The following is a 26,040-nucleotide window of genomic DNA, read 5'->3' as shown; positions in this document are numbered from 1 at the left end:
CAGCCCCGGCGGGATGGGGCTAAACTGAACGGTAGGCTTTGATGGCCTTTCTTACACCTCTTTCACGGGAACATCACTTATGCAATCTGAAGAACAACGTCTTATCGAAGGCCTGTTTCAACGTCTGAAGCAGGCGGAACAAAACGCAGGCCCTCGTGATATGGAGGCGGACCGGCAGATTCAGAGTTTTGTTCAGCAACAGCCGGCGGCACCTTATTATATGGCCCAGTCCATGTTAATTCAGGAAGCCGCGCTGAACCGGTTGAATCAACAAGTCCAGCAGTTGCAAAATGAAGTGGCGCAGTTGAAGGCGACAGCACAGCAGCGCCCGGCGGGCGGCGGTTTTCTCAGCGGGCTATTCGGCACCGGGCGTCAGCCACCGTCGACGCCGGCATGGGGCAATCAACCTTCGCAGCAGCAGGCGGCACCCGCCTGGGGCAACCCGCCCCCCCAGCAGCCGGCAGGCTATAGCGGTTATGCGCAACAGTATAATACCCCGCGCGGCTGGGGTTTCCTTTCCGGCGCGCTGCAAACGGCCGCGGGCGTTGCCGGCGGCGTTGTGCTAGGTAATATGCTCACCAATATGTTCCACCAATCCGCGCCGCAAGAGATAGTTAACATCATTGACGATCCCGCCGCATCGCTTACCGGCGGCAGCGATCCCTTGCTGAATCAGGATTTCAACGCCGATAATCTGGATACCTTCAATGATGTCTCCGATAGTCATTTTGTCGATCAAAACGATGGCCTAGGCAATACAGATTATAACGATTTCTGTGCTGATGATTTTAGCAACGACGATGATGACTTTATCTGATTGCCGAGAAGAACGGACGGGTACAGTTAAGGCCATAATGCCAGGCCGTGACGATAACCGTTCACGGCCAGGCCGGCATGGTGCTGCACGATGTCAGGCCCCCGCCCTGAGTTCCTCGCGCAAACGCCATTGACGCCGGCGTGGTGGTGCCGCTGAGAAGCCAGCCAGTCCAGACACAGGTAGAACGTCGTAAACCGACTGGCCTTCGGCGACGCCACAACGCCGTAAGTCGACTGGCCTTCGGCGACGCAATAACACCGGGAGCCGACTGGACGCCGGCGACGCCATAACGCCGGTAGCCGACTGGCCTTCGGCGGCAGCATAAGGGCCCGGCACGGCCGCTAGCGCTGGCGCTCGTTTATCACCGCTTCGGCAACTTGCCGCGGCGCCGCGGCATAATGCTTAAACTCCATCGTGTAGGTCGCGCTCCCCTGTGACATCGAGCGCAGCACGGTGGAATAACCGAACATCTCGGCCAGCGGCACCTCGGCGCGTATCAGCTTACTGCCGGCGATATCCTTCATTCCCTGCACCATACCGCGCCGGGAAGAGAGATCCCCCATTACGTTGCCCATAAATTCCTCCGGCGTTTCAACTTCCACCGCCATCATCGGCTCCAACAGCACCGGCGCCGCCCGCCGCATGCCCTCTTTGAAGGCCATTAATGCCGCCATACGGAACGCATTTTCATTGGAATCCACCTCATGGTAGGAACCAAATACCAGCGCCACTTTGACATCCACTACCGGATAACCGCCGATGACACCGGTGGTCAGGGTCTCCTGAATCCCTTTATCCACCGCCGGGATATACTCCCGCGGCACCACGCCGCCCTTGATGTCATCGACAAAGGCATAGCCCTGGCCGGCGGGCGGCGGCGTCAAATTCAACACCACATGACCATACTGACCCCGGCCGCCGGACTGTTTGACAAATTTGCCTTCCACCGACTCGACAGCTTGGGTAAGGGTTTCCCGATAGGCCACCTGGTGTTTCCCTACCGACACCTCAACATTGAATTCCAGGCGCAGGCGATCCATCAGAATTTCCAAATGCAGCTCGCCCATTCCCGAAATAATCGTTTGGCCGGACTCCTCATCAGAACGCACGCGGAACGACGGATACTCCTGCATCAAACGGCTTAAGGCGATACCCATTTTCTCCTGGTCACCTTTGGTTTTCGGTTCGATAGCCTGGGAGATAACCGGCTCAGGGAATACCATGCGCTCCAAAATGATGGGCTGCGCCGCGTCGCTTAACGTATCGCCGGTGGTCACGTCTTTCATCCCCACGGTGGCGACGATATCGCCGGCACGCACCTCTTTAATGTCCTTACGTTCATTAGCATGCATTTGCAGCAGCCGTCCAAGACGTTCTTTCTTGCCTTTTACCGGGTTATAAATCGTATCGCCGGTGCGGCAAACGCCGGAATAGACCCGAAAGAAAATCAATTGCCCGACAAAGGGATCGGTCATGATTTTGAACGCCAGCGCAGAGAAAGGCTCGTCGTCGCTGGCGTGCCGCACCGCTTCTCTGTCCGCCTCGTCATGGCCGCTTATCGCCTGCACGTCCACCGGCGACGGCAGATAATCCACCACCGCATCCAGCAGCGCCTGCACGCCTTTATTCTTGAACGCGCTACCGCACAGCATCGGCACGATTTCATTGGCAACAGTACGCTGACGCAACGCCGCTTTCAGCTCCGACTCACTGAGGGGCTCGCCGTTGAGATATTTCTCCAGCAGCGCCTCGTTGGCCTCGGCGGCGGTTTCCACCAGCCGGTTATGCCAGGTTTCAGCCAACGGCTGCAGATCGGCCGGGATGGCCTCATAGGTGAATTTCACCCCCAGGCTGTCTTCATCTCAGACGATCATTTTCATTTTCACCAAATCCACGACGCCCTGAAAGTGCTCCTCTGCTCCGACCGGAATTTGCACCGGTACCGCGACACCTTTGAGCCGTTCGCCGATCTGCTCGCGCACGCGGAAAAAGTCCGCACCGGTCCGGTCCATTTTATTGACGAAGGCGATGCGCGGGACGTGATACTTATTAGCCTGACGCCAAACGGTTTCCGATTGCGGCTGCACACCGCCGACGGCGTCATAAACCATCACCGCGCCGTCCAGCACCCGCATTGAGCGTTCCACTTCGATAGTGAAATCCACATGCCCGGGGGTATCAATAATATTAATATGGTGTTCCGGCAAATCGCCGGCCATGCCTTGCCAATAGGCAGTGGTCGCGGCGGAGGTAATGGTAATTCCCCGCTCTTGCTCCTGCTCCATCCAGTCCATGGTCGCGGCGCCGTCGTGCACTTCACCTATCTTATGACTGACGCCGGTATAAAACAGGATACGTTCGGTGGTGGTGGTCTTACCGGCATCAATGTGGGCACTGATACCGATGTTACGGTAGCGCTCAATAGGCGTTCGACGGGCCATAATCTTTTCTTCCTAACCTGCGGGAATTTCCCGCGTTGTGATTGTTACCGGCGCGCCCGCGCCGGAACCGATTTACTTCGGGCCAACGGCGGCGGTGTCGGCTAGCCCTTGAGGACCTGTAAACCCTGACGATTAGCGACACATCCCGAAACCGCGCATGCCTAAATGGAAATGGCTGGAGTGGGCGGCGTTATAATCCGGCCCGAGCGCATTGCCATAATAGGCACAGCTGGCGCTGAATACGCTGCGCAGATAATCACCGCCGGCGTTGTCAGCGCGATAATCGGCGCCAACCGTCAAACGGCTGCCATCACTGAATCGAAAAGCGGTCACGTCCAGCGCCTCGGCGCTGGCGTGCTCGCTGCGCCGTCCTTCGGCGCGGTGATAAATATTGCGGCAGGCAAAGCTGCCGACATGGTCAATGCGCTCCAGTCGCTTTCCAAATAACGTTTGCGCTTGGGGCGCGGCCGCTTGTGCAACCAACATGGCGCTACTGAGCGCCAGCGGACAACTGGAGAGAAAACTCGCGCTCAACGCCACCGGCCCGAAGCGCGTCACCCGCACTGGGTTGTCGAGCGGACACTCCCCCGCGCTCGAAGACTGCTCGCGAAAGGCGATGCGTCCTACCGCCTGAGAGCGCATTAACACCGCCATGCAGGCGGCCGGATCCGACTTTATCCGTTTCAGCTTCAACCGGGTGATCCAAGTAGGCGGATCGTCTACCGACAGCGGCGAAAACGGGTGATAACCCGGCGGTAAATGTTTATCAATCCAGGGATATCCCCCCCAATACCAGCACCGCCATTAACATCAAGCCCAGCAGAAAACGCACGTTACCCCCTTGGGTCTAACCGTTTCGTTACTGGCTGAAAGTATAGTCATCATCACTGACGCCCGAGGGCTACCCACGGTAACAAGCCGGCGTTATCCCGGCGCTCATCACCGTTGCCATTGACGATAAAGAAACGGCCACGGGGCAATTATTACCGCCGTGGCCGGTAATGAACTGAGTCGTCAGGCGGCGGTAAATCGCCGTCTGACGATTTCATTATTGATAAATTACGGCGGTGCCGTGCAGATTATTCTCGCCAGAGGCGGAAGTAATTTGGTAAGACTTGGCGCCGCTGGCATCCGCCTGTGCGGCCAGTTCTGACTGTAACTGCGACAGGTTGCTGTTATTCACCGTAGCCGATACTACGCCGACTTTCTGTTGATCCGCCGGGGCTTGTTGCACCTCTTGCGCGGCCAAACTGGCAAAAGACAGGGTGCTGAGCAGTATAGCGGCAATGGCGAAGGTCACGTTTTTCATAGAATTCTCTCTTCTTTGGCAACTAAAAGGGCTGCAAACGCTTTAGTTAACGTTCGATAACTAAATACTAGACTCGTTTTTTGTCTGATCAAGAATTTTATTAATGATTATTAATTTTATTTACCGAAAGGCCATTACGACAAGAGACCGGGTTAACATTGTGGCGTAAAGGGGGTTGTAATTTTTTTAATGATCACTAATTATATAGTTGAATGTCATAAACCCAGAGAGGAGATCATGAGCAGTAAAACGGCCGTTACCGCCCCTCGTGGACGCGGCAGGCCGAAACACTTTGATGCCGATGCCGCACTGGACGTGGCCCTGCGTTTATTTTGGCAGCACGGCTTTGAGGCGACATCAATGCATGATTTGGTGGCCGCCACCGGCGCCAAGGCGCCCACCCTGTACCATGCTTTCGGTAATAAGGAGGGGCTGTTTCGCGCGGCGATGGAACGTTATCTGCAACGTTTTGTCTTGACGTTGAAGCCTTGCCTGGATAACCCACAGCGTTGCCGGCGCTACCGAAGATTTTTTCACGGCCTGCATCGCGCAATTTACCGGCGATGGTTTTCCACCAGGAAGTTTCCTGATTTGCACCTCGTCCGCCCTGTCGGCCGATTCCCAACCCATTGCCGCCCTACTGCGCAGTCATAATATGTTGCCAGAACAGCTAATGCGCGACTTTTTCCGCACGCGTCAGGCGGCGGGCTGGCTGCCGCCGGGCACCGACACCGATCGGCTGGCCAAATATCTGGCGTGCCAACTGCGGGGTATGGCGGTGCAGGCGCGCGACGGCGTTAGCCGCCGGCAGCTGCGCGCGCTGGTCGCTTTATTGATGACGCTTTGGCCGCAGCTGGCGCGTTTATCGGCGGCGGCCCCCATAGCGACGCCAGACGCGCGCGAAACGTGCCTCGGTACACCGCTTGAGGACGGCGTTAACTGCTTTCCCTACCTCTGCTGAACCGTAGCAACTTTGAACGTGACTACGGCTAAACGCTGGCATCGCTGAACCTGATCGCCCTTGAACGTCAGCGCCATTAATCGCTACCGCCGTTGAGCTTCAGCGCCGCTAAATGCTCCACGGTTTCGCCCGCCTGTCGCCCAACCCGCCACGTACAGCCGCCCAGGGAGCGCAGTGCGCGACGCCATCAGCGCGTCTCACTGCGACCCGCACTAATGCTGCCGCTGCCTCTGTGGTTGCTGCCGGTTGGCCGCCATGCCGACTGCTTTTACTATTCTGTTTATTTTCGCCTTACACGTCATGATGACATTCATGCCAAGAACCCAGCACATTATATTATTCTGGTGATTTATTTTTAATTCTTAGATTCAGTCATCAACAAACTAACACATGACGAGTAAGGATAAATAATGAAAACATTTACGGTTCATGGTAATGGTTCCGCCAGCGCTTTTTGCGATCTGCAAAGACGTTCATTACGCCATAGCGAACTGCGGCCGATAGGGTTTTATACGCAAAAAGGGAATAAAATTACACTTACGGTGCGGTGGGACACCAATGAATTAGTATTCGCTCAAATAGGCGTTCCTGATATGCACAATACCACTGTGACCCCTCTCGCCAGAGGTGAAAACACCTTTACAGCTGCCCATGATGGCTTAGTAGCCTTTATTAATAAAAATGCCTGTTGTGCAGTAGAGATAACGTTAGATTCTGAACTAATGCGCATACCTTCATTTAGGCTGGGCGTCAGTAGCAATGCGACGTTCTTTGCCGAAATGGACAAATACCCCAAAGCGCCGATCATTCTGCTTTCCAGCAAGCGGGCGGATATCGTGGTTCATTACAACAGTGCCGTCAACTTCTTGTCGGACCCCGATAGCCTCATGCGTAATGTTGAACGTTTTCTGCAGGCGCAAGAAACGATATCAGGTTTGCAAGCCAACAGCCGTTATGACTATGGCCTGGATCCTAACAAAATGCTCTATGTTGAAGTCAATCATGGTTACATGTTTTGCACCCAGGGCTATATGGGTTTTCATGGCGAGGCTGCATTACAACGTTTACTGACGACACCAACGAGCTGGGGGGTTTGGCACGAGTCCGGCTATCAAATGCAACAGCACCCGGCCAAGTGGAGCGACGGTACCGGTATGACTGAAGTGACGGTCAACCTCTATTCTATGGCGGCGCAGGAGGCGTTATTAGGTAGGGTGAATATGATCTTGCCCCGCCATCTCCGTACAGCTTTTGTATCTTAAGTTAACGAAGCCCGCTGCCGCCGGTATTCTCTCGGAGAGTGATATCCCAGCGCGCTGTGCGGATGGTTTTCATTGTAATGCGTGAACGCTGCTGCAAGGTTTCGCAGGGCTGTTCTCGCATCCGGTTTTGGCATGAACTCGATATAGTCTTCCTTCATCGTCTTCACGAACCGTTCGGCCATTCTCTGCGGGCTGCTCACCGCTGTTGTGCAGGGCTCCAGATCCAGTTCTCTGGCGAACCTCTGCGTTTCATGCGCGGTATACGCTGAACCGTTGTCCGTCAACCACTGCACCGCTGTATCGGGTAACCTGTCGCCGAAGCGCTTTTCTACCGACCTCAGCATCACATCCTGCACGGTCGAACTGTCGTAGCCTCCAGTGCTCGCAGCCCAGTCTATGGCCTCTCTGTCGCAGCAGTCCAGTGCGAAGGTGACCCGCAGTTTTTCACCGTTGTCGCAGCCGAACTCGAAGCCATCTGAACACCAGCGCATATCGCTTTCTGCCACCGCGATCCTGCCCTTATGCTCACGCCTCGGCCGCTCTGGTTTTCAATGTAATAACAGCAGGTTATGCTCACACATGATCCTGTAAAGTCGTTTCGCATTTACCGGCGTCAGTCCCTCTGCGCGACGTTGTTTACGCAGGATGCCCCACACCCGCCGATAGCCGTAGCTGGGCATATCGCTGATGATGTCGAGGATGTCCGACAGTATTTCAGCGTCTGCTTCGTCATTACGCCGGTTACAGCGCCTGTCCTGCCAGTCGGCAGAACGCTTAATCCGCAGTGACAGCGGCGCACGCGACCCGCTCATGGCGCGGCTGACCTGTGCTATTCCCCGGCCTTTGGCAACAAGGGCGCGTGCGCTATCCATTTTCGTGACTGGCCGTACTCCACGGCTTCTTTTAGGATCTCAACCTCCATCGTCTTCTTACCCAGAAGGCGCTGGAGCTCCCGGACCTGCTTCAATGCAGCTGCAAGCTCAGAGGCAGGAACAACGTCCTCCCCGGCAGCCACGGCGGTGAGGCTGCCTTCCTGATATTGCTTTTTCCACTTAAACAGCAGGCTGGGCTGGATACCGTGCAGTCGTGCGAGATGGGAGACATTCATGCCGGGCTCCATCCTCTGCTGAATAATGGCCATTTTTTCCTGAGGAGTTTTACGTTTACGGACTTCTTGACCTAACGGGATCCCGGTCATATCAAAATTGGCGTTAGTGTTAGACATATATTCAAGCCTATCTCTTATCTGGAGATACAGCTACTGTCTGCTGTTTCAGGGGGATAAATCATATCTGTATCAGCGTCCGGTGGATGGTCTGAGACTGTTGCCGGGAGGAGATTGGGTCCGCCGGCATGAGGACCACTCCGATGAGGCCGGCTAAGGCGTGAAAAAAACCGCTCGGTGAGCGGTTTTTTTTGGCGCCGTAATGACTTTGTAAGCCATAATGACTTTTCGGCGCTGTGGTTACTTTTTGGCGCGCTCAAAAGAGGTAATAATTTCGTCTTTGGCCGCTTCGGCGTTGTCCCAGCCGTCGACCTTCACCCATTTACCGGCTTCCAGATCTTTATAGTGCTCGAAGAAATGGGTGATTTGCGCGCGCAGCAGCGGCGACAGATCGTCGACGTCTTTGATGTGGTCATATTCTTTCGACAATTTGGTGTGCGGCACCGCCACCAGCTTGGCGTCTTCGCCGGACTCATCGGTCATTTTCAGCGCGCCCACCGGACGGCAGCGTACTACGGAGCCCGGCTGCAACGGATAGGGGGTGGGCACCAGCACGTCCACCGGATCGCCATCCAAGGAAAGCGTGTGGTTGATATAGCCGTAGTTACAGGGATATAACATCGCGGTGGACATGAAGCGATCGACAAACAGGGCGCCGCTTTCCTTGTCAACTTCGTATTTGATTGGGGAAGCATTGGCCGATATTTCAATGATTACATAAATATCTTCCGGCAGATCTTTGCCTGCTGGTACCTGATTCAAGCTCATGGCGTTTTCCTTAAACTTTCCAATAGTGGCGAGGTGGCTAGTATAACCGATTTCCACCGGCGGTGCGCCCGGCGCCCGCGGGTGACTCACGCTGATGTGCCGGTCACACCGGCGGCTGCCCGGCCTGTGGCGCGGACGCATAGGGTAATGGCACGACAGCCCGCGCTGCCGCGCCGGCAAACTCCCCGGCTCAAACGTTATCCGGATAATCGCGGATAAAGCGCTCGACGTCGTTAACCATGGACTCTGTGCCGGTGAAGAACGCGGAACGTTGGTGCAGCTCGTGCGGCTGGATGTCCAGGATACGGTTTTTGCCGTCGCTGGCCTTACCGCCGGCCTGCTCAGCCAGAAAGGCTATCGGATTACATTCATAAGCCAGGCGCAGCTTGCCGCTGGGATGGGTTGCGGTGCTGGGGTAAAGGTAAATGCCGCCTTTAAGTAAATTGCGATGGAAATCGGATACCAGCGAACCGATATAGCGAGAGGTGTAGGGACGGTGGGACGCTTCGTCCATCTCCTGGCAGTATTTAATGTATTTCTTCACCCCGTTGGGGAACTTGATATAGTTGCCTTCGTTGATCGAGTACATCTGCCCGGTGGCAGGAAAACGCACGCTTTCATGGGACAGGCAAAATACCCCCAGCGACGGATCGTAAGTGAAGGCATGTACGCCGCAGCCGGTGGTATACACCAGCATGGTGGAGGAACCGTAAACCACATAGCCTGCGGCCACTTGTTTGTTGCCGGGCTGAAGGAAATCTTCTTCGATCACCGGTGTGCCGAGCGGGGTTATGCGTCGGTAAATGGAGAAAATGGTGCCAACCGAAACGTTGACATCGATATTGGACGAGCCGTCCAGCGGATCCATCAATACCACATACTTGCCATTTTCCACCCCTTCAAAGACGACGATTTCATCTTCTTCTTCGGAAGCAATACCCGCCACTTGTCCACGGGCTTTCAGCGCCGCTTTCAGCTTTTCATTGGCGAACAGATCCAGCTTCATCTGGACTTCGCCCTGCACGTTTTCAGCCCCGCTGGTGCCGAGGATATCCACCAATCCTGCTTTGTTAATGTCACGGTGAATGATTTTAGCCCCGAGCTTTATCGCTGAAAGTAACGCGGTCAGCTCGCCGGTGGCATGCGGAAAATCATGCTGCTTCTCAACAATAAACTCGCCTAAAGTTTTCATGACACATTCCCTGAATCTTTAAAAAGGACCCTGAAGCTACGGATGAAAAGCGGTATAATTTTTTTACCACTACGCGTTTGTCCATCCAGTTTAGCCTAAACGGATTACCAGTACATCATCAAATACCGTTTCTATCAATCGGCCGGGGCGCTAGAATAGGCGGCAATACGCGGCTAAAAATGGAAAAATTATGCGCATTCATATTCTTGGTATCTGCGGCACCTTCATGGGCGGTCTGGCGATGCTGGCGCGTTCTCTGGGACATGACGTCACCGGTTCGGATGATAATGTCTATCCGCCGATGAGGACGCTGCTGCAAGAGCAGGGAATCGGTCTAATTCAAGGTTATGACCCGGCACAGCTAGATCCCGCGCCGGATTGGGTCATCATCGGCAACGCCATGACGCGGGGCAATCCCTGCGTGGAAGCGGTACTCGAACGCGGTATTCCTTATGTTTCCGGCCCGCAGTGGCTGCATGATCACGTGCTGGCGCAGCGTTGGGTGATAGCCGTCGCCGGCACCCACGGCAAAACCACCACCGCCGGCATGGTGGCCTGGATCCTGGAGGAGTGCGGTTATCAACCCGGCTTTTTGATTGGCGGCGTACCGGGAAATTTCGCCGTCTCCGCCCGGCTCGGCGACGGCCCGTTCTTCGTCGTGGAGGCGGACGAATACGATTGCGCCTTTTTCGACAAACGGTCCAAGTTCGTTCATTACTGTCCGCGCACTCTTATGCTGAATAATCTGGAATTTGACCACGCCGATATCTTTGATGATCTCAAAGCGATTCAGAAACAGTTCCATCATTTGATCCGCCTGGTGCCCGGCAAAGGAAAAATCATTCTGCCGGATAACGATGTCAATCTTAAACACACGCTGGCGATGGGATGCTGGAGCGAAACGGAATACACCGGTGAAGAAGGCGTGTGGCGAGCGAAGAAAACCGCGCCGGGACGCCAGCGGTTTCGAGGTGTTTTTGCACGACGAGCCCGTCGGTGCGGTCAACTGGCAGTTGGTAGGCGAGCATAATATGCACAATGCGCTGATGGCTATCGCCGCCGCTCGCCATGTCGGCGTGCAGCCGGCGGATGCCTGCCGGGCGCTGGGCGGCTTTATCAACGCCCGTCGGCGGCTGGAGTTGAAAGGGACCGTCAACGATGTGACGGTCTATGATGATTTCGCCCATCACCCCACCGCTATTCTGGCGACGCTCGCGGCGCTGCGTAGCAAAGTGGGCGGCACGGCGCGGATTATTGCCGTCCTGGAGCCCCGTTCCAATACGATGAAAATGGGCTTATCCAAAAATGAACTGGCGCCGTCACTTGGCCGTGCTGATGAAGTGTTTTTTTATCAGCCGCAGCATATTCCCTGGCAGGTGAATGAAGTGGCTGAGGCCTGCGTGCAGCCGGCGCACTGCAGCGCCGATGTCGATACGCCGGTGGAGATGATCATGAAAACCGCCCAGCCCGGGGATTACATCCTGGTGATGAGCAATGGCGGCTTCGGCGGCATTCATGCCAAGCTGTTGCACCAACTAGCGCAAAAAGCGGATCAACAGGTCTGACGGGTGGGTTGCCGCCGGAGCTGTCGGTGGCGGCTGGGTTAAGCTGTGCCGTTCACAGGGCAAAAAAAACCCCCGCGAGCGGGGGGAAATCGTCTACTCGACGATGAGGGAATCATCAAATCGCGATGGGTTAATTCCGGACACAGGATTAACTGATGGTTGCCGCGATAGTGATGTCGGTTACAGAGAGTGTTTCACAACGTGACACATTGCACAGTGCTGCCAAAAGGGTGGCAACCGTAGCGGTGACTTGCCAACCGCGACCATGACAGCGGGCCTGGCCCGGCCGACCTTACTTACTTATAAAGTTGAGCGGTGGCGTGCCAGTTACCGTTTTCATAGGCTTCCGTCACGTGGTAGGCGCGAGCGCCTTTGGCGTCGGCCGCCTGATTCAACGCCTGATGGATGTCGCTTGGCGCGGCGTCGATACCGCTGACGCTGATAGTGCCCATGGGCTGTAAATCCCGGGCTTGCTGCAGCGAGATTGAATCCGCGGCGAATGCGCCGAAGGACAATGCGGAAAGCGCTGCCATTAAAGGTAATACCGATTTGGTTTTCATCATCTCATTCTTCATTTATCGCATCACAGATTCCATACTGTGATTCTCATCACAAAGCTAAGTATACACTAGTAATGACGGATACCAATGGTCTGCTCATAATATTTTATGAAACTGTTAGCTCGAAATCATCGCGTTTAAAAGTAAATGTTATTATATTTGAATGAAAAATGAAAAATTTATGTTAAAATGATGTAAAATAATGTGGATGAGAGGATGTGGCTAAAAGTGCGGTACGCGTTAGCATTTCCCACTAGCTTACAGAATAAGTCCTTTATATCTGACAGGTCAGGACGCTTGTTACGCTATTTAGCAAAGTACAAAAGCTTACCGACGGCAAGTAAATGTTAACAGGTTGGGGCCAAAGTGGTTGACCTTGAATGACGATAAATGAGCGGTAGCAGGCTGCCTGAATACACTCGACGTGGTCGCCACCCGGATGATTCGCTGCTGTGGCGTGCGCTACCCGGATATCGCTGGAAAAGCCGCGCTGCCGGCTTGGCGGGCCGTAAACACGCGCTGGAGGGGTTAAAACCGGTAGTAGTAGCCGCAGAACATTCACCAGGCCGAGGTAAACGCCGGCGTGCGAGCCGCAAAAGACGCCCTGGCGGGTTAACGCCAGTAGTCGCGGAGCCGCAGAATACTCACTAGGGCGAGGTAAACGCCGAGGTGCGAGCCGCAAAAGACGCGCTGCGGCACCGTAACGCGCGGCGCGGCAGCGAGCAGGGCGCAAAGGGACAACGGCGATATTGCCCCGCGCCGCGGCAGTCACACCGCACTTAAGACGTCGCAGGATCTGATGACAGGGGCGAGCAGAGGCGGATCACAGCTCCTGGTTGAAGTGGACAAGGATAAAATGATACAGCCGCTTAACCGAGAAGCCGGGCGCGGGCGTGGTAAAGACGGTATCATCGCCGGCAATGGTGCCGAGGATCCCCTCCGATTTCCCCAACGAATCCAGCATCCGTGCGATGAGCTGCGCTGCGTCAGGACTGGTATGGATGACGACCAGCGCATCATTATGATCAGCGTCCAGCACCAGATTTTTCAAGGGGCTGCTGGCGGTGGGAACGCCGAGCTCTGCTTGTAGGCAATACACCATTTCCATCTTGGCATTGCGAGTTCGCACTGCGCCAAATTTAGTCAGCATGCGCGAGACCTTGGATTGGTTGATGTTCTCAAAGCCAGCCTCCTGCAGCGCAAGCACAATCTCGCCCTGAGAGCTGAATTTTTCTTCTTTCAGCAGCGCCTTGAACGCCTTGACCAGTTCTTCCTGTTTCGATTGATTTCGCATGTTTTACCGCAGAGTGAGCCGATTATTTAATGGATTATTATGCATAAAATTGAATTTTTATGTAATCGAATTGCTGCCGGTAACAGCGTCGCTGTCCATGGTCGCTGAAAAGCCAGTGACTTGCAACCCGCCTCCCCGGCCAATCCTGACGCGCTGCCGCAAACCTGAGGTTGGTCAATTGTCTTTATTAGGCGATGCATTTATGCTTTCTAGTAGAGTATGAGATGCCATTCTTCGCAGGGTTATAAGGAGATTACAATGAAAGTCGCATTGCTCGGCGCGGCAGGCGGCATCGGCCAGGCACTGGCGCTGCTGCTGACAACCCGTTTACCCCAGGACTGGGAACTCTCGCTGTATGACATCGCGCCGGTAACAGCGGGGATCCCCGTGGATCTCAGCCACATCCCCTCGCCGGTGCAGGTCCGCGTGTTTTGTGGTTCAGACGCGACACCGGCGTTGCTTAACGCCGATATCGTGCTGATCGTAGCGGGTGTCGCCCGTAAGCCCGGGATGGATCGCGCAGATCTGTTTAATGTTAATGCCGGTATCGTCCGGCAACTGATCGGTCAGGTGGCGGCCTGTGCGCCACAGGCGCTTATCGGCATTGTCACCAACCCGGTAAATACCCTGGTTCCCATCGCCGCAGGCGTGCTGTCGCAAGCCGGTGTCTACCAACCGCAAAAACTGTTTGGCATCACGACCCTGGACGTCATACGCGCCAACCGTTATGTGGCAGATCTGAAAGGTCTGCGACCGGACCAGATAGAGGTGCAGGTCGTGGGCGGCCCCACTCCGGCGTCACGATTTTGCCATTGCTATCCCAGGTGGCGGGCATCAGTTTTAGCGAGGAGGAAGTCAATCTTTTGACCCGACGGGTCCGCAACGCTGGCACCGAGGTGGTCGAGGCGAAGGCCGGCGCTGGGTCCGCCACGCTCGCCATGGGTTACGCCGCAGCCCGCTTTACGCTGTCGCTGGTGCGTGCGCTGCAGGGGCAGTAAGGGATAATTGAATGCGCCTATGTGGAAAGCGAAACCGACTTTTCCCGCTTTTTCGCCCAGCTGCTGTTGGGACCGCATGGCGTCAGCGCGCGTCGGCCGCTGGGTTATTCTGACCGACTTCGAGCAACAGGCGCTGCAGGGCATGCGCCAGGCGTTAAACGAGGATATCGCGCTCGGCGAGCGGTTTTTGCAACAATAGCCGCTGTCGGCAGCGGGGGACAGTATCATGGGTTTTCCCCTCAGGGCAATGCGCTCGTTCCCCGCCATGGCCCTAGCTCTTCAGCGCCGCAGCACGGCGTCTTTTTCTATGCCGGTGGTATCGGCAAGGTGGTAGAGGGATGCCGCGTGCGGACAGGGAAACGGTGTCTTAGGGTGCAGCGCATCGGCGTGACTGGGCAAGTTTGCCGTCGATGATTCTGGCGCCGCCGGTCTGGCGGGTATTTTAAAGAACCGAGAAGTAAGGCGGCGCAGGCGCCATCACAGCCGGGAATGTTTGGCGCCGTGAAATACGGCGGTGCAGCGCATCGGCGCTAACATTATGTCGGCGCCGCCAAGGTGTATAACGGTGAAAATTTTCCTTATGCCAAATACTATTTTGTGCCCGTTTCCCGTGGCATAAGTTAGCGGTGTCGGCGTTTTCTTTTCCTTTTTCCTGGCTATTCATTTTCACATAAAAGTTATTTCTTAAGAGATAGTTTATTGCATTGCAGTAATAACATAGATAATGTTACAAGAATTCTATTCAATTGATAATGAACAATTTTTATTAATTTTGTGTTTTTTATTCTAATAGCTGGCATTGATCTCATTTTTTAATGCCACCTTTGATCCAATGCGCTTTTTTTGTGTTGTAATTAGCGTTACGACAACATTTAATGTTATACATTAAATGTTGTCGTAATAGCGGAACGGGAATCAGGTGCCGTAAATTTCACAGTACCTGCCCAAACCGTGCGATGGCGATAGCACCAGGCTGTCACCATGACAAGGAGGGGGATAAAAGATGGAAATAAAAAAAGAATGGATTGCAACGCACGAATTGATTGGGGTAGGTGGACTACCCAAAACACGACAGGGACTGAATAGGCGGGCCAGAGAGGAGGGCTGGCAGAAAAGGCGGCGCGAGGGTGCGCGTGGTAAAGCGGTAGAGTATGCCTGGCACAGTTTGCCGGACATGGTGAAAAAGACGCTTTCTTTAAGAACTAACCCGGCGGAGTACCAACTCTCCCCACAGGAGACGTCGGCAACCTGGAACGAAATTCATCGGCAACTTTCCGATGCGGAGCGCGATTTTATCGTCTCCTTTATCGTACGTGAAGGGGTACTGAACCTGTTAAAGCGTCTTGACTATCCTGACGAACCGCTCATCGACGTCAGGCCGGAATGAAAGCGTTCGCCGGGGAAGGCATAGCCCTCCCCGGCGCCGGCGCGCTGGTCTATCAGACTTTTACTATCGAGTAATTGATTGGTTTCCGGATCGATATAGCGACTTGGCCATATCACCGAGGGATGGATCTCCAGCACATCGGCGATGAGCCACTCCCCCTTCGGCCAGGGCCGGGTGAGGGCGTTTGCCAGCGTGGAAGAACTCAACCCCGCCGCCCGCGATACTGCGGCGAGTGAGGCCCCGCGTTTACGGAGTGCCGCGATGATATCCGCAGGGTGCCAATCTGTATTCCTTTCGCTCATATTTCGTTCCTTGTGCTGTAAGACAAACGCTGGTTAATGGTATAACTAACCAATTCAGATAAAACGATGGCAATGGTCATAGCCTTTAGTTGAAAAATATATAGCACCAAAATTCCTAAAAGCTTTCAACTATTTTCAAATAAAGTCTATTTTGTTATGCAGGTCGAATTCGGAATGAAAATCTTATGAAACACGCATGGTTCAGCACTCAGGAACTGCTGTCTGTTGCCGGGCTGCCCGGTACCCGTCAGGGGCTGTGTGATCTTGCCAGGCGTGAAAAATGGAACCGGAGTCGCAGGCAAGGCGCACAGGGGCGGGGAATGGAGTACGCTTTCGATAGCCTGCCGGCGGCAGTGCAACAGGCGCTGCTACGCCGGGAAATGCGCGATGGCGACGAAGCCGAATGGGCGCTTGACGCGCCTGGGGCGGGGGTATCCACCTCCCTGTCGACCTGGATTGCCATTTACCGGCAACTGACTATTGAAGAGCGGGAGCGGGTGATTGCTTTTGTGATGCGCGAAGGCATCGGCGCGTTTATCGTGCGGTTGGGGCTGCAGAGAGAATAGCGACAGGTATGTCGGCGGCGCCGGCCTTCGCATCATGCCGTGGGTTGCCGTTCATTGACGACGATTTTCCAAATATCTTCCTTTATTGACGTGGGCGCTTACGAGTCGCGCTGTACCGCCACATGGGCCAGGCTCTCTAGCGCATCGCGGTAAGGCGAGGGCGACAGGCAGCCCAGACAGGCGATAGCTTTATCCGCTTCTTTTTCTGCGCACCGGCGTGTGTAGCCCAACGAATCATACTGGCGCATCGTTTCCAGCACCGTTTCCAGCAAGTGACGTCCGTTGCCCTGTTCAATGGCCTGCCGGATAGGCGCCGCCTGTTCCGGCGTGCCGTTGCGCATGGCGTGCAGTAAAGGAAGCGTCGGCTTACCTTCGTTAAGGTCATCGCCGGTATTTTTTCCCAGCGTTTTACCGTCCGCGCCGTAATCCAGTAAATCGTCAATCAGTTGAAAGGCGGTGCCCAAATAGCGGCCGTAGTCGCGCAGCGCCGCTTCCTGGCGGGCATCGGCGCCGGCCAATATGGCGGAAGACTGTGACGCCGCCTCGAACAACCGCGAGGTTTTGCTGTAAATCACCCGCATGTAGCTGTCGATGGTGATATCCGGGTCGTTGCAGTTCATCAACTGCAAGACTTCACCCTCGGCGATGATGTTAACCGCCTCAGACATCAGTTTGAGCACGCGCAGGGATTCCAGCGCGGTCATCATCTGGAAAGCACGGGTATAAATGAAATCACCGACCAACACGCTCGCCGCGTTGCCAAACGCCGCGTTGGCCGTTGCTCTGCCGCGGCGCATATCTGACTCGTCCACCACGTCGTCATGCAGCAAGGTGGCGGTATGAATGAATTCAATCAGTGCGGCGACGGTGACGTGCTGCTTGCCCTGATAATGCAGCGCTCGCGCCGCCAGCACCGCAATCATCGGCCGGATACGCTTGCCGCCGCCGCTGATGATGTAATGTCCAAGCTGATTTATCAGGGCGACCTCGGAGTTTAGCTGCTCGCGGATTGCCGTGTTGACCTCCGCCATATCCTGCGCGGTCAGTTCAGTAATTTGTTCAAGATTCATTATTTTTAATCGGTTTAAGGGTATACCGTCAGTGTAATGCCGCACACAAAACCGGTTGGCGGAAAGAGTGTTATTGATTGTACTTGAAAAACGTAAGAGATAAATGGCGATGAAGAAACTGCACCTTTTTCGCTTTGTGTACGTATTCTGCACTTGTCTTTGGTGAGATTCTTGCGTATAATTCGCGCCCTATTGTGAATATTTATAGCACGCTCCAGACGATTACAGATTGAGCGTGCGGAGAGCGGAGTTTTTTATGTACGCGGTTTTCCAAAGTGGTGGTAAACAACACCGGGTGAGCGAAGGTCAGACCGTTCGCCTTGAAAAGCTGGACATCGCAACGGGTGACACTGTTGAGTTTGACCAGGTTATGATGATCGCCAACGGCGAAGACATCCAGATCGGCGGTCCTTTCGTGAACGGCGGCAAGATCACGGCGGAAGTCGTGGCTCATGGTCGCGGCGATAAAGTGATGATTGTTAAATTTCGTCGCCGTAAGCACTTCCGTAAGCATCAGGGACACCGTCAGTGGTTCACTGACGTTAAAATCACCGGTATTGGCGCTTAACAGGAGAGCGGACTCATGGCACACAAAAAGGCTGGCGGCTCCACACGTAACGGTCGCGACTCAGAAAGTAAACGCCTGGGCGTGAAACGCTTCGGCGGCGAAACGGTAAATGCCGGTAGCATCATCGTTCGTCAGCGTGGAACACGTTTCCACCCGGGAACCAACGTAGGCTGCGGCAAAGATCATACGCTGTTCGCTTTGACGACCGGTAAAATCCAGTTTGAAGTGAAGGGCCCGAAGAACCGTAAATTTGTTAGCATCGTTGCTGAATAAATTTCCCGTTCTCTGATTGCCGAGTAAAGCCCCGCACCTGGTTGCAGGGCTTTTTACTTTATCCGCTGTTTTACGCTCACCGTTTATCATGAAAAATACACAGCAGGCCGGACAGCAAGCGGGCATCGGCATTGCGCTCGCCTTAACCACCGCTATGTGCTGGGGCGCGCTCCCCATCGCCATGAAGCAGGTCCTTACCACCATGGAGCCTTATACCGTGGTTTGGTACCGTTTTTTGTTGGCCGGTATTAGTCTGCTGCTGATTTTGACGCCGCGCGGGCAACTGCCGCCGCTGCGGCTTTTTTTCCGCTGGCGCTGGCTGATATTGCTAGCGGTGGCGACCGCGGGACTGGGACTCTTGGGCAATTTCGTTTTTTCAGCACCTCGCTGCAGTATTTGAATCCTACCGCCTCGCAGGTCATCGGTCAGCTGTCGCCGGTCGGCATGATGCTGGCGAGCGTGGTGATTTTGAAAGAGCGCATGCGTATTACCCAGCTGATTGGCGCCATCATGCTGATAGGCGGACTGCTGATGTTTTTCAACAGCAGCCTGAGCGAGATTTTCACCCGTCTGACCGCTAATACTCTGGGTGTGATTTTTAGCTGTTGCGCGGCGATGGTGTGGGTGTGCTATGGCGTGGCGCAAAAAGTGTTGCTGCGTCGCCTGGCGTCGCAACAGATTCTGTTGCTGTTGTATATTTTGTGTACAATAGCATTGACGGTAGTGGCAAAGCCGCTGACGCTTATGCAATTAACCGGCGGTCAACTGGCCTGCTTGCTGTTTTGCGGCCTGAATACTCTGGTGGGGTACGGGGCGATGGCGGAAGCCATGGCGCGCTGGCAGGCGGCGCAGGTCAGCGCCATTATTACCCTGACGCCGCTATTTACCTTGATTTTTTCTAATTTGCTGGCGCTGTTCTGGCCCGCGTCCTTCTCGCCGCCGCCGCTGAACTTTGTCGGCTATAGCGGCGCGGTCGTAGTGGTGGCGGGCGCGATGTGTTCTGCCGTCGGTCACCGCTGGTGGCCCGGGCTGAACAGACGGGCTGCGGCCGCCGTTATCAAGCCGCCCGGCAAATGATTTATGGAGAGTTAGCATGAAGTTTGTTGATGAAGCCGCCATTCTGGCGGCGGCGGGCGATGGCGGCAATGGCTGCGTCAGCTTCCGCCGGGAAAAATACATTCCCCGTGGGGGTCCTGACGGCGGCGACGGCGGCGACGGCGGCGACGTGTGGCTGCTGGCGGATGAGAACCTGAACACCCTCATCGATTACCGTTTTGAGAAAAACTTTCGCGCCGAGCGCGGTCAAAACGGCCAGAGCCGCGATTGTACCGGCAAGCGCGGCAAAGACATCATCATCAAAGTGCCGGTGGGCACGCGAGTGCTGGATTCGGGCACCAATGAAGTCATGGGCGATATGACCCGCCACGCGCAGCGGCTGATGGTGGCCAAAGGGGGATTTCACGGCCTGGGCAATACGCGCTTCAAATCGTCGGTCAACCGGGCGCCGCGGCAGAAAACCGACGGCACCAAAGGCGAGATCCGCGAGATCCAGTTGGAGCTGATGCTGCTGGCGGATGTGGGTATGCTCGGTCTGCCCAACGCCGGTAAGTCCACGTTTATCCGCGCGGTATCGGCGGCCAAGCCCAAGGTTGCGGATTATCCGTTTACCACGCTGGTGCCGAGCCTGGGCGTGGTACGTATGGATAACGAACAGAGCTTCGTGGTGGCGGATATTCCGGGACTTATCGAGGGCGCGGCCGATGGGGCCGGTTTGGGTATCCGTTTCCTCAAACATTTGGAACGCTGCCGGGTGCTGCTGCATCTTATCGACCTGGCGCCCGTGGATGAATCTGATCCGGTGGAGAATGCCCGCATCATCATTACCGAATTGGAACGCTACAGTGAAAACCTGGCTGCCAAACCGCGCTGGCTGGTGTTCAATAAAGCGGATTTGCTTGACCCGGAAGAAGCGGCGGCGCGCGCTAAGGCCATCGCAGAGGCGCTGAACTGGGAAGGGGAACACTATCTGATCTCCGCCGCCAACCGCGACGGCGTGAAAGCGTTATGTTGGGATGTGATGTCCTTCATCAATGCCCACCCTAAAGAGCAGGCGGCCCCCGAGGCCCCGCCGGAAAAAGTCGAGTTCATGTGGGATGATTATCACCGCGATCAACTTCAGCAGGCGGAAGCCGAAGAGGCACTGGATGATGATGATTGGGATGAGGACGATGAAGACGGTGTGGAAACGGTCTATCAGCACTGAGCAACATTAACTCTTTTCCTTCCTCGCGGTCATGGGATCGCCCAGGCGGCGAATGCCGGTCAGTAAGCACTGACTGGCAATGCCGCCACGTCTCCGCCGCAGTTTAGGCGTCGCCGGCGTCGGTGGGGCCAAAGCCGCTGGCGACGCCCTGACCGCAGGGGAGGTTGCGCGCTTCATGACGGAGACCGGCGCCTTGGTCACGTTCGCCCAAGCGCCATCCATCCCCCCGGACGTTGCCGTCACGCCCTGCGCGATGGCGACTCGCGACCAGGTCGCCGCTTCCCGGGCGACGCAGGCTATGACGTCCACCGATGACGGGTCCGCCTCGCCCGAAGTTGCAGCGTACAACGCGGAGTGGGAGGCGATCCTGACCTATCTAGCCGACGTCGGCGGCGGATCACAAGATACCGTGCAGAGCACCGTCGCCGCCCGTCTACAGAATACCGCTGCGGCGCCGGCGTCTGCCGATGCGGCCAGGAGCAGTCCCCCTCGCACGCAACAAACCTCGACGGCGGTGCAACCAACACCACACCTGTCGCGTCAAGCCGCCCTCCGCGCCACCCAGGCTTCATTGCCGGCGCCGCATTTTAGCCGCCCACCGCGCCATGAAGGCCTTATTGCCGGCGTCGCGTCTAGCCGCCCCCCGCGGCCATCCAGGCCCCATTGCCGGCGTCGCGATTGGCGAGTTTCATATATCCTATGGGCTATTATCAATTCCTGTTCGATCGCAGGCGGGATCTAACCCGGGATCTCGACATCACGGTTAGGGCGTATTATGCGCGCCACAAAATTCGACGGTGTGAGGCAGCAGGCTGGAATGACAGACGGATGATAGAATACTTGCGCCATTTTAAAGTGCATTTGTATTCCTATGGTAAGCAGGTGCAAACCATTCCCGCCTGTTTTAGCTATCTACGGCAAAATTTAAAACGCTTTGTCCATGAGGTGGAACTGGCCCATGAATATGTCAAGCGCGCGCTGGAGATCTTCTTTGACGAGATAGAGGAGACGCTTGACGGTACACTAGAGATTGCCCGCAACAGCAGCATCAAACGCTACCTCGGCAACGTGTTGCAGACCACTAATAACACTACCCTGACGCAGGCCCTGTTGCGGCTGCGGTATTATCTCATCAATATCAACAATTACCTGAACCATCATAAGGCGAACATCATTTTCGCCTCCTCGCGAACGGACGATCAACCCTTCAGCTATGATCACGACATCCCGCTAGGCGTGACGCTGCCCAATGATGAGGGTAAAAGAGTGGTTATCATGGTAGACAACGATAGTGTTGAGAAACAGTATCCGCTCCATGCCACCCTCCTGCATGAGATTTCTCATATCGAGGCCGGCGCTCAGGATTTTCTGTTTCTGCCGGGCAACGGCAACACTTCGGACGCCACCTCTATCCTGAAGCAATTCTATGATGCGATTAATTCCGGCAACGGCGAGGCGCTACCCTATGAGAAAACCTTTGTGAAAGGCTATGAGAATTTCTGCAACCTGCGGCCTTTGACACCGATGGAATTTATCGTGCGGGTAAGGGCGGACAAGATGCTGCAGGCGAATATTATTATGGATAACGCCGACTGTATCGCGCAGCTTATCGTCGACATCGGCCAGGGTCGCCCCTATACCCGTAATGACAACAGTACGCTGCGGCGCATCGAGGAACTGATGGCCGCTCTTTGCTGCCGCAATCTGCAACAGATGTTTGAGAAAGTCATCGCCAGCCGTCTATAGCCTGAAAGCGAGGGCCGGGCCGGCGCTGGGCCGGCCTGACCAAAGGGCTAATTGTTTTGATAAATATCTTTATACAGCCGGCTCTCGAAACACACCAGGGGAAAAAGCGACGCGCGCGTTGATCCGCGGGCGGCACCGCATAGCCGGAAAGATATTGCACAAACGCCATACGTTGACCGCTGGCGGTGGTGATAAAGCCTGCCAGATTGTATACGCCCTGCAGCGAACCGGTTTTCGCCGACACTTTGCCGTCGACGCCCGCTTCCGTGCAGACCGGCGCGATACATCAGCGTGCCGTCATAGCCCGCCAGCGGCAGCATGGAAATAAAGTCCAGTGTCTGGTCGTGCTGGCCGATATATTGCAATACCTGCATCATGGTGGCGGGGGAAATCAGGTCGTGGCGTGACAGGCCAGAGCCGTCTACCTGAATACTGTTGCCCAGATCGATGCCCGCCTGTTGACGCAGGATTTGACGCACCGCATCGGAGCCGGCGCGCCAGGTGCCCGGCACTTTGAAGCGTTCGTGGCCAATCATGCGAAAAACCGTGTCGGCAATCATATTGTCGGATTTTTTCAGCATAATATGCAGTAAATCGTGCAGCCGCGCGGACGAGGACTGCGCCAAAATCTGCCCCGGCGGGCTGGGTTGTGTTTGGCGTAGCAAGGTACCGTTTAGCGTAATGTCCGCCTGCTGCAATTCGTCTTTGAGGATGGCGCCGGCATAGCTGGCGCCGTCCTGAATGGCGAACGCCAGCGGTAAGGGTTCGGCGCGTTGAGTCATGCAACCGGTAAGGGTAAAACGGTTCAGCTCTCCCGGCACCACGTCCAGCTCGCAATATTGTGCCTGGCTGTCGCCGCGAGCCAGAGTGCGCACCTGGCTGAACATATGCACCGGATAATAGGAAGCGACGCGGATAAACGCCGGCTCGCCGGCGGTCCTGGCGCTATAGAGCGACACCGAGAAGCAGTTGCGATCGACGATAGCGGCGCCCGGGGGGCGCTGAAACATTGCGTCAGTTCGTTCCAGGGCCAGCCGGGCGCTTTATCATGGCTGGCAAACACCGAGGTATCAATGATCAGATCGCCGGTGATTTGTTTGATACCCTGCTTGCGCAGTTCGGCCACCATATTGCGTAAGCGCTGGCGGGTAAAGGTGGGATCGCCGCCGAAGCGCGCGGTCAGATTGCCGCGCAGGACCCCGCCCACCGGTGCCGCTGACGCCTCCAGGGTGGTGAAGCGATAATCCGGCCCCAGCTGCAACAATGCCGCGAGGGCGGTAAGCAACTTCATGGTGCTGGCGGGCAGCGCCATTTGCTGACTGTGATAATCAATGGTGGGTTGCGCAGCCCCCACTTTTTGTACCATCAGCGCCAGATTGGCACCGTCGTGCAAGTATTCCGTATAGTTTTCGACCGGTGCCGCCTGTGCGGAAAGCATGAAAACACTGGTCAATCCTATGACTAATCGTAAAAAACGCATAATTTTGGGCAACGGCAAAGTAACGTGCTGTCATACTACGGTGCAAACAGGGATAAAGTAAACGATGACCCACACCGAACTCTGCGGTAAAATACGTATCAAAATGCAAAACTGAGGCTGGCCTGGGAAGCAATTCCGGGGTCGCCTCCTTTTGCTTTGCGCTTGGTGAGCGGCGTGTGCCAAACGCGCGTCGCGCCAGCGCCTATCACGCCAGGACGGCGATTATTTTAGCAGGAAGAATTTATCTAGAGGTATAATTATGAACCATATTCCGATGACCCTGCGCGGCGCTGAAAAACTGCGGGAAGAGCTCGAATATCTCAAAAGCGTCCGCCGCCCCGAAATTATCCGGTCTATCGCCGAGGCCCGCGAACACGGCGATTTAAAAGAAAATGCCGAGTATCATGCCGCCAGGGAACAGCAGGGATTCTGTGAAGGCCGCATACAGGAAATCGAAGCCAAGCTGTCCAATGCGCAGGTGATCGATGTGACCAAGCTGGCCCCGAACGGCCGCGTCATTTTCGGCGCAACGGTCAGCGTAGAAAACCTGGATAGCGAAGAGAAACAAACCTACCGCATCGTTGGCGACGATGAAGCCGATTTCAAGCAAAATCTGATTTCCATTAATTCCCCCATCGCCCGCGGGCTGGTGGGCAAGGAAGAAGGGGATATCGTGGTCATCAAGACCCCGGGTGGCGAGGTGGAATACGAGATCCTCAAGGTGGCGTATCTCTAAGCGTCCGGGCGCGCAGCAGCCGGCCACCGCCCGCTATGGACGCCAGCGGGCCACCGTTGGCTTTGTAAAGAAAAGCAAAAGGCCGCGAGTGGCCTTTTCCTGTGGGTCGGAGAATGGCATCTTTCCAGCAGAAAAGATGACGTTAGCGGGGTAGCGTAATAATCCGCTCTTTAGCCGGTCGGTACAGCACCAGAATATTGCCAATAACCTGTACCTTGCTGGCGCCGCTTTCACGAACGATAGCATCGGCAATCAGCGTTTTGGTTTCACGCTCTTCCGCGGCAATTTTCACCTTGATAAACTCATGATGCTCCAGCGCCTGTTCAATTTCGGCCAGCACACCTTCGGTTAGGCCGTTATTGCCCAGCATGACAACAGGCTTCAGCGAATGAGCCAGCCCTTTAAGGTGCTGTTTTTGCTTATTATTCAGATTCATTTGTGTTTTTTACTTAGGTTGGGATTGAAAACGGCATATTCTACCGCCATCTCATACGTATCGCCAAATCTGACGATGCTGATTTGGCGCATGGGCGGCCAATTCTTTCCACCGCTACATTCTTTTAGGATAGTTGGGAAATAAGATGGCGACCAAAAAGCGTTCTGCAAGCTCCAGCCGCTGGCTGCAGGAACACTTTAGCGATAAATATGTTCAACAGGCACAAAAAAAAGGACTGCGTTCCCGTGCCTGGTTTAAACTTGATGAAATACAGCAGAGCGACGAGCTATTCCGGCCCGGGATGACCGTGGTGGATTTGGGCGCGGCGCCCGGTGGCTGGTCGCAATACGTCGCCACGCAAATTGGCGGCAAAGGGCGTATCATCGCCTGTGATATCCTGCCGATGGATCCCATGGTAGGCGTTGACTTTCTGCAGGGGGATTTTCGTGAACCCCTGGTGCTGCAGGCCCTGCTTGAACGCGTGGGCGAGCAGAAGGTGCAGGTGGTGTTGTCCGATATGGCGCCCAATATGAGCGGAACGCCGGCGGTCGACATCCCTAAATCCATGTATCTCGTGGAACTGGCGTTGGAAATGTGCCGGGATGTCCTGGCACCGGGCCGGAGTTTCCTGGTTAAAGTCTTTCAGGGAGAAGGTTTTGATGAGTACCTGCGGGAAATTCGCTCCCTGTTTACGAAGGTAAAAATACGCAAGCCAGACGCTTCCCGGGCCCGATCCCGCGAAGTGTACATTGTGGCGACAGGGCGCAAACTATAGTACCCTACGCTAATTGTTAACACCGTTGTAATATGAGGTTAATCCC

21 protein-coding genes and 7 pseudogenes are annotated in these 26,040 nt (G+C 55.4%); 15 read left to right on the top strand and 13 right to left on the bottom strand.

All coding sequences use genetic code 11. The features are described from left to right. The first annotated feature begins 79 nt into the window (after positions 1-79). Complete coding sequence (locus JZM24_RS10765) at positions 80-817, top strand: DUF2076 domain-containing protein (RefSeq protein WP_215669631.1); 738 nt, start codon at positions 80-82, stop codon at positions 815-817. Positions 818-1,158: 341 nt separating this feature from the next. On the opposite strand, the pseudogene fusA reads toward JZM24_RS10765, so the two are convergent. The 3 genes and pseudogenes from fusA to bhsA form a co-directional block, all read right to left on the bottom strand. Further along, positions 1,159-3,258 (bottom strand): annotated as a pseudogene (fusA, locus tag JZM24_RS10760) (elongation factor G). 132 nt (positions 3,259-3,390) lie between these two features. Next, the gene (locus tag JZM24_RS10755; RefSeq protein ID WP_312884972.1) at positions 3,391-3,951 is read right to left on the bottom strand and encodes an extensin family protein; all 561 of its coding nucleotides are present in this window, start codon (positions 3,949-3,951) and stop codon (positions 3,391-3,393) included. A gap of 355 nt (positions 3,952-4,306) precedes the next feature. After that, positions 4,307-4,567, bottom strand: a complete 261-nt coding sequence (bhsA, locus tag JZM24_RS10750) for a multiple stress resistance protein BhsA (RefSeq protein WP_215669630.1) — start codon at positions 4,565-4,567, stop codon at positions 4,307-4,309. Positions 4,568-4,804: 237 nt separating this feature from the next. Between bhsA and JZM24_RS19430 the strand changes: the two genes are divergently transcribed. The 3 genes from JZM24_RS19430 to JZM24_RS10740 all read left to right on the top strand — a co-directional run bounded on the left by JZM24_RS19430 (position 4,805) and on the right by JZM24_RS10740 (position 6,790). Further along, the gene (locus JZM24_RS19430; protein ID WP_312884971.1) at positions 4,805-5,221 is read left to right on the top strand and encodes a TetR/AcrR family transcriptional regulator; all 417 of its coding nucleotides are present in this window, start codon (positions 4,805-4,807) and stop codon (positions 5,219-5,221) included. A 19-nt stretch (positions 5,222-5,240) separates the two neighbouring features. Next, the gene (locus JZM24_RS19425; RefSeq protein ID WP_312884970.1) at positions 5,241-5,528 is read left to right on the top strand and encodes a hypothetical protein; all 288 of its coding nucleotides are present in this window, start codon (positions 5,241-5,243) and stop codon (positions 5,526-5,528) included. A 410-nt stretch (positions 5,529-5,938) separates the two neighbouring features. After that, positions 5,939-6,790, top strand: a complete 852-nt coding sequence (locus JZM24_RS10740; protein ID WP_215669629.1) for a M60 family metallopeptidase — start codon at positions 5,939-5,941, stop codon at positions 6,788-6,790. Here the strand turns inward: JZM24_RS10740 and JZM24_RS10735 are convergent. The 3 genes and pseudogenes from JZM24_RS10735 to fbp all read right to left on the bottom strand — a co-directional run bounded on the left by JZM24_RS10735 (position 6,787) and on the right by fbp (position 9,975). Next, positions 6,787-7,988: pseudogene (locus JZM24_RS10735) on the bottom strand (IS3 family transposase). The gene JZM24_RS10740 and the pseudogene JZM24_RS10735 overlap by 4 nt on opposite strands. Positions 7,989-8,255: 267 nt before the next feature. After that, positions 8,256-8,783 carry an inorganic diphosphatase gene (gene ppa, locus JZM24_RS10730; protein WP_215669628.1) on the bottom strand — a complete coding sequence of 176 codons (528 nt, stop codon included), beginning with the start codon at positions 8,781-8,783 and terminating at the stop codon, positions 8,256-8,258. Between the two features lie 190 nt (positions 8,784-8,973). Then, positions 8,974-9,975, bottom strand: coding sequence for a class 1 fructose-bisphosphatase (gene fbp / locus JZM24_RS10725; RefSeq protein ID WP_215669627.1), 1,002 nt, complete (start codon positions 9,973-9,975; stop codon positions 8,974-8,976). Between the two features lie 190 nt (positions 9,976-10,165). Here fbp and mpl point away from each other — a divergent pair. Next, a pseudogene (gene mpl, locus JZM24_RS10720) lies at positions 10,166-11,540 on the top strand (UDP-N-acetylmuramate:L-alanyl-gamma-D-glutamyl-meso-diaminopimelate ligase). A 296-nt stretch (positions 11,541-11,836) separates the two neighbouring features. Here mpl and yhcN read toward each other — a convergent pair. Then, positions 11,837-12,100, bottom strand: coding sequence for a peroxide/acid stress response protein YhcN (yhcN, locus tag JZM24_RS10715; RefSeq protein WP_215670117.1), 264 nt, complete (start codon positions 12,098-12,100; stop codon positions 11,837-11,839). A gap of 823 nt (positions 12,101-12,923) precedes the next feature. Further along, complete coding sequence (argR, locus tag JZM24_RS10710) at positions 12,924-13,394, bottom strand: transcriptional regulator ArgR (protein ID WP_215669626.1); 471 nt, start codon at positions 13,392-13,394, stop codon at positions 12,924-12,926. 258 nt (positions 13,395-13,652) lie between these two features. Between argR and mdh the strand changes: the two are divergent. Together mdh and JZM24_RS10700 are read left to right on the top strand one after the other, a co-directional pair. Beyond that, positions 13,653-14,591: pseudogene (gene mdh, locus JZM24_RS10705) on the top strand (malate dehydrogenase). An 810-nt stretch (positions 14,592-15,401) separates the two neighbouring features. Next, on the top strand, positions 15,402-15,779 hold the full coding sequence (locus tag JZM24_RS10700) for a DNA-binding protein (protein WP_215670116.1): 378 nt from the start codon (positions 15,402-15,404) through the stop codon (positions 15,777-15,779). Positions 15,780-15,829: 50 nt separating this feature from the next. Here JZM24_RS10700 and JZM24_RS10695 read toward each other — a convergent pair. Continuing rightward, positions 15,830-16,081: pseudogene (locus JZM24_RS10695) on the bottom strand (helix-turn-helix domain-containing protein); the annotation flags it as partial. A gap of 185 nt (positions 16,082-16,266) precedes the next feature. Between JZM24_RS10695 and JZM24_RS10690 the strand changes: the two are divergent. Continuing rightward, complete coding sequence (locus JZM24_RS10690; protein WP_215669625.1) at positions 16,267-16,647, top strand: DNA-binding protein; 381 nt, start codon at positions 16,267-16,269, stop codon at positions 16,645-16,647. A 98-nt stretch (positions 16,648-16,745) separates the two neighbouring features. Here the strand turns inward: JZM24_RS10690 and ispB are convergent, their stop codons facing one another. Beyond that, positions 16,746-17,717 (bottom strand): octaprenyl diphosphate synthase, encoded by a 972-nt coding sequence (gene ispB, locus JZM24_RS10685; protein ID WP_215669624.1) that lies wholly within the window; start codon positions 17,715-17,717, stop codon positions 16,746-16,748. A gap of 256 nt (positions 17,718-17,973) precedes the next feature. Here ispB and rplU point away from each other — a divergent pair, with 256 nt between their 5' ends. From rplU to JZM24_RS10660, 5 genes and pseudogenes are all read left to right on the top strand, one after another. Then, positions 17,974-18,285 carry a 50S ribosomal protein L21 gene (rplU, locus tag JZM24_RS10680; RefSeq protein ID WP_215669623.1) on the top strand — a complete coding sequence of 104 codons (312 nt, stop codon included), beginning with the start codon at positions 17,974-17,976 and terminating at the stop codon, positions 18,283-18,285. 15 nt (positions 18,286-18,300) lie between these two features. After that, entirely contained in the window at positions 18,301-18,558 is a 258-nt protein-coding gene (rpmA, locus tag JZM24_RS10675) for a 50S ribosomal protein L27 (protein ID WP_215669622.1), read from the top strand. An 88-nt stretch (positions 18,559-18,646) separates the two neighbouring features. After that, positions 18,647-19,635 (top strand): annotated as a pseudogene (locus tag JZM24_RS10670) (DMT family transporter). A gap of 16 nt (positions 19,636-19,651) precedes the next feature. Further along, positions 19,652-20,821: an Obg family GTPase CgtA gene (gene cgtA, locus JZM24_RS10665; RefSeq protein ID WP_215669621.1), complete on the top strand. Its 1,170-nt coding sequence runs from the start codon at positions 19,652-19,654 to the stop codon at positions 20,819-20,821. 828 nt (positions 20,822-21,649) lie between these two features. Further along, entirely contained in the window at positions 21,650-22,567 is a 918-nt protein-coding gene (locus tag JZM24_RS10660) for a hypothetical protein (RefSeq protein WP_215669620.1), read from the top strand. Here JZM24_RS10660 and JZM24_RS19175 read toward each other — a convergent pair. Both JZM24_RS19175 and dacB read right to left on the bottom strand, forming a co-directional pair. Further along, positions 22,548-22,811 carry a D-alanyl-D-alanine carboxypeptidase gene (locus JZM24_RS19175; RefSeq protein WP_312884968.1) on the bottom strand — a complete coding sequence of 88 codons (264 nt, stop codon included), beginning with the start codon at positions 22,809-22,811 and terminating at the stop codon, positions 22,548-22,550. The genes JZM24_RS10660 and JZM24_RS19175 overlap by 20 nt on opposite strands. Positions 22,812-22,881: 70 nt before the next feature. Then, positions 22,882-23,933: pseudogene (gene dacB, locus JZM24_RS10655) on the bottom strand (serine-type D-Ala-D-Ala carboxypeptidase); the annotation flags it as partial. Positions 23,934-24,306: 373 nt separating this feature from the next. Between dacB and greA the strand changes: the two are divergent. Further along, positions 24,307-24,783: a transcription elongation factor GreA gene (gene greA / locus JZM24_RS10650; RefSeq protein WP_215669619.1), complete on the top strand. Its 477-nt coding sequence runs from the start codon at positions 24,307-24,309 to the stop codon at positions 24,781-24,783. A gap of 142 nt (positions 24,784-24,925) precedes the next feature. On the opposite strand, the gene yhbY is transcribed toward greA, so the two are convergent. Continuing rightward, positions 24,926-25,219, bottom strand: coding sequence for a ribosome assembly RNA-binding protein YhbY (yhbY, locus tag JZM24_RS10645; protein ID WP_215669618.1), 294 nt, complete (start codon positions 25,217-25,219; stop codon positions 24,926-24,928). A 145-nt stretch (positions 25,220-25,364) separates the two neighbouring features. Between yhbY and rlmE the strand changes: the two genes are divergently transcribed. Next, positions 25,365-25,994, top strand: a complete 630-nt coding sequence (gene rlmE, locus JZM24_RS10640; RefSeq protein ID WP_215669617.1) for a 23S rRNA (uridine(2552)-2'-O)-methyltransferase RlmE — start codon at positions 25,365-25,367, stop codon at positions 25,992-25,994. Positions 25,995-26,040: the final 46 nt, after the last annotated feature.

The sequence above is a fragment of the Candidatus Sodalis endolongispinus genome (assembly GCF_018777395.1).
Taxonomy (GTDB): Bacteria; Pseudomonadota; Gammaproteobacteria; order Enterobacterales; family Enterobacteriaceae; genus Sodalis_B; species Sodalis_B endolongispinus.
The sequence above is the reverse complement of the archived record's forward strand: the minus strand, read 5'-3'. Positions and strand labels throughout refer to the sequence as shown.